Raw genomic sequence first — 4,006 nt, forward strand, 5'->3', positions numbered from 1 at the left:
GGCGGACTCTCGGCCGCCCAGGCGCTGACCACCCACTCGGCGACCGCGACCGTCGCCTACAACGACCTCGTCGCGATCGGCACGATGCGCGGGCTGACCCGGCTGGGCATCGAGGTGCCGCGCGACCTGAGCGTGGTCGGGTTCGACAACATCTTCGGCTCCGACTTCTGCACCCCGCCGCTGACGACGGTCGCCTCTCCGCTGCGCCACTTCGGCACGTTCGCCGTCCAGCGCCTGCTGAACCAGCTCCGCACCCCGTCGGCAGGTCTGTCGGCCACGGCGTCCGCGGGCCTGTCGGCCCCGGCACTGCTCCCGGCCAAGCTCGTCGAGCGCGGCTCGACGGCCCGCCGCACCTGACGGTCCGGGGTCGGCCCAGGGGCAACAAGTGGCAACTCGTTGTCCGGGGTCACCCCTGACCGCATAGTGACGTGGCGTACCCAGCCGTCGGCGCAACGACGCCGCCCCCGGCGGGCACGGTCCCCGGCAGGCAAGGTCCTCGATGGAGAGGCAAGGCCCATGGAACGTAGATCGACCCACCGCACCCTCGCCGCGATGCTCGGCGTGCTCGTGCTGCCGTTCACGGTGCTCCCGGCAGCCGCGCAACCGGCCGGGCCGCTGGTGGCGCAGGCCGCCGCGCAGCCCGCCACCGACCCCACCCGGCCGCAGGAGCCCGGCGTGACCATGCGCGTCTTCGACGTCCAGGTCCCGCTGGAGGACTACTGCACGCTCAAGCCGGGCCAGACGCCGAACATCGACGAGCTGAAGCCGACGATCGACTGGCGCACGGCCGACGACTTCGGCCTGACCGACCGCTTCGTCACCGAGGTCACCGGCTTTCTGGACGTGCCGGACGCCGGCAGCTACGACTTCCGCGTCACCAGCGACGACGGCGCGCGCCTGCTGCTCGACGACACCCTCGTCGTCGACCACCCCGGCAAGCACGGGGCGACGCCCAAGGAAGGGTCGGTCGAGCTGGAGGCCGGGTACCACGCGCTGCGCATGGACCACTTCGACGGGGACTTCGGCCAGCAGCTCACGCTGGAGTGGCGCCCGCCGGGCGCGTCCGGCTTCGCGCTGGTGCCGAACTCGGTGCTGAGCACCGACGCCGAGGTCACGCGCGTCACCTCCCCCGGCCGCAAGGTCTGCGAGGGCGTCGACGAGGCGCCGGGCGACGGCCTGCCGCTGACCGAGGTGCACCCCGACTACACGCTGACGAACCTGCGCCCGGACGGCTTCGAGCCGCAGGTCACGGGCATGGACTGGCTGCCCGACGGGCGCATGGCCATCGCCACGTGGGGCGGCGACCGTGAGACGGTCCTCGGCGAGGTGTACCTGGTCGAGAACGTGACGGGCGACGGCGGCGCCGACGACGTCACGTACACGAAGATCGCCGAGGAGCTCGAGGAGCCGATGGGCCTGAAGGTGGTCGACGGCCGCATCTACGTCTCCGAGAAGCACGGCCTGACCGAGCTCGTGGACACCGACGGCGACGAGGTCACCGACGAGTACCGCGAGGTCGCGACCTGGCCGTTCGGCGGCAACTACCACGAGTTCGCGTTCGGCCTGCTGTACGAGGACGGCTACTTCTACGTCTCCACGGGCATCGCGATGGTGCCCGGCGGTGCGACGCGCGACCCGCAGCTCGTCGAGAACCGCGGCTCGGTGCTGAAGATCGACGAGGACACCGGCGAGGTCGAGTACCTCGCGGGCGGCCTGCGCACCCCGAACGGCCTCGGCTTCGGGACCGACGGCGGCATGTACGTCACCGACAACCAGGGCATGCACGTGCCGACGTCGAAGCTGGTGCGCGTGCAGGAGGGCGCGTTCTACAACCACTACACCAACCCCGACGGCCCGTACGACGACCAGCCGGTGACCGAGCCCGTGGTGTGGATGCCGCACGGCGAGATCTCCAACTCGCCGAGCAACCCCGTGATCCTCACCGAGGGTGTGTTCGAGGGTCAGATGGCGATCGGCGACGTGACGTACGGCGGCCTGCAGCGCGTCTACCTGGAGGACGTCGCCGGCCAGGAGCAGGGCGCCGTCTTCCGCATGACGCAGGGCCTGGAGTCGGGCGTGAGCCGGACGAGCGTCGGCCCGGACGGGTCGATCTACGTGGGCGGCATCGGCTGGTCGGGCAACTGGGGCCAGGCGGGCAAGCTCGGCTACGGCCTGCAGAAGCTCACGTTCGACGAGAGCCGGGCGTTCGACATGCTCGAGATGCGCGCGATCGAGGGCGGCTTCGAGATCGAGTACACGCTGCCGCTGTCTGCCGAGACCGCCGAGGACCTCGCCGGGAAGTACGAGGCCGCGCAGTGGCGCTACGTCTCGACGCCGCAGTACGGCGGCCCCAAGGTCGACGAGGAGGACCTGGAGGTCACCTCGGCCACGCTCTCCGACGACCGCAGGACCGTCACCCTGATGATCGACGGGCTCGAGCCCGGCCGGGTCGTGAATGTGCACTCCCCCCGGCCGTTCGCGGCCGAGGGCGGTGCGGAGCTGTGGAGCACCGAGGCCTGGTACACCATGAACCGTCTGCCCGACGGGTCGACGCCGCCCCCGGTCTACGAGGCCGAGGCCGCCGACATCGCCGGCGGCGCGGGCTGGAACACGAACCACGCCGGGTACTCGGGCGCCGGGTTCGTGGACCGCAACTGGGAGCCGGGGGCGCGGACCACGTTCGCCGTCCAGGCCGGCGAGGCGGGCCCGCACGACCTGGCGCTGCGCTACGCGAACGGCCAGAACTCCGACCCCAGCCCGACGCCGCGGTCGATGAGCCTGTACGTCAACGGCGTCAAGCAGAGGCAGGTCTGGCTCGACAGCACCGTGAGCTGGTCCAACTGGCAGACACAGACCGAGACGGTCGAGCTGCGGGAGGGCGCCAACACGATCGCCTACGTGCACGACGACGACGACCTGGGGCACGTCAACCTCGACAACCTCACCGTCACGCCCAGCGAGCGCATCACCCTGTTCGACGGCGACAACCTCGACGCCTGGGAGAAGGCGAGCGGCGGACCCGCGACGTGGCCCGTCGCGGACGGCTCGATGGAGTCCTTCGGTGGCGACATCCGCACCAAGGAGAAGTTCGGCGACTTCCGGATGCACGCCGAGTGGTACCAGCCCCAGCACGCCGACGACGTCACCGGCCAGGCCCGCGGCAACAGCGGCGTCTACATCCAGGAGCGCTACGAGGTGCAGGTCCTGGAGTCCTTCGGCATCGACCCGCCGAAGACCAACGACGCCGGATCGATCTACCTGAAGAAGGCCCCGGACGTGAACGCGGCGGCCGCGATGGGCACGTGGCAGACGTACGACATCCAGTTCCGTGCTGCCCGGTTCGCCCCGGACGGGACCAAGACCGAGGACGCGCGGCTCTCGCTCTGGTGGAACGGGCAGCTCGTGCACGACGACGTCGCGATCGACGGCAAGACGGGCAACGGGAAGGACGAAGGGCCGACGCCGGGCCACATCAAGCTCCAGGACCACGGCGACGCCGGCCTGAACCCGCGGTTCCGCAACGTCTGGATCGAACGCCTCACCGGGGAGGAGACCTCCCAGGCGCTCGCGTCCAGGGTCTCGGCGCGGCTCGCCCCGCCGAGAGTCGCGGCGGGCGAGGACGTCGAGGCCGTGGTCCGGGTACCCGGCGCCATCGGCCGTCCGGCCCCGACGGGGACCGTCCGGGTCACCGTCGGCGACACGTCGGTCAAGGCCACGCTGGGCCGCGGCCCGGCACGGGTCGTCGTCCCGACGTCCGGCCTGGGCAAGGGAAAGCACCAGGTCACCGTGCAGTACCTCGGTGACCTGGTGTACGGACGGAGCACGACGACGGTCGACCTGACCGTCCGCTGACCTGGTCCCCGACCTGGCCCCCCGAAGCTGATCCGGTCCCTCGAAGGAGAGGTTCATCTGATGCGACGAACTGCCAGCACGACACATACCCTGCGGCGCACCGCGAAGCCGTGGCTCGCCGCCGCCGTGGCCGCCACGCTGACCCTGCCGATCC

At 71.1% G+C, this 4,006-nt stretch carries 2 protein-coding genes; both read left to right on the forward strand.

All coding sequences use genetic code 11. The features are described from left to right. On the forward strand, nt 1–357 hold a 357-nt coding region (locus tag PROKR_RS18985), incomplete at its 5' end, for a substrate-binding domain-containing protein (RefSeq protein WP_036965746.1). Between the two features lie 159 nt (nt 358–516). Beyond that, nucleotides 517–3,852, forward strand: a complete 3,336-nt coding sequence (locus tag PROKR_RS18990) for a 3-keto-alpha-glucoside-1,2-lyase-like domain-containing protein (RefSeq protein WP_245605883.1) — start codon at nt 517–519, stop codon at nt 3,850–3,852. Nucleotides 3,853–4,006: the final 154 nt, after the last annotated feature.

The sequence above is a fragment of the Promicromonospora kroppenstedtii DSM 19349 genome (assembly GCF_000515355.1).
GTDB lineage: Bacteria > Actinomycetota > Actinomycetes > Actinomycetales > Cellulomonadaceae > Promicromonospora > Promicromonospora kroppenstedtii.

What these genes read in the sequence shown, in the direction of transcription:
- PROKR_RS18990 (WP_245605883.1), top strand. Translation starts at nt 517, where the DNA reads ATGGAACGTAGATCGACCCACCGCACCCTCGCCGCGATGCTCGGCGTG.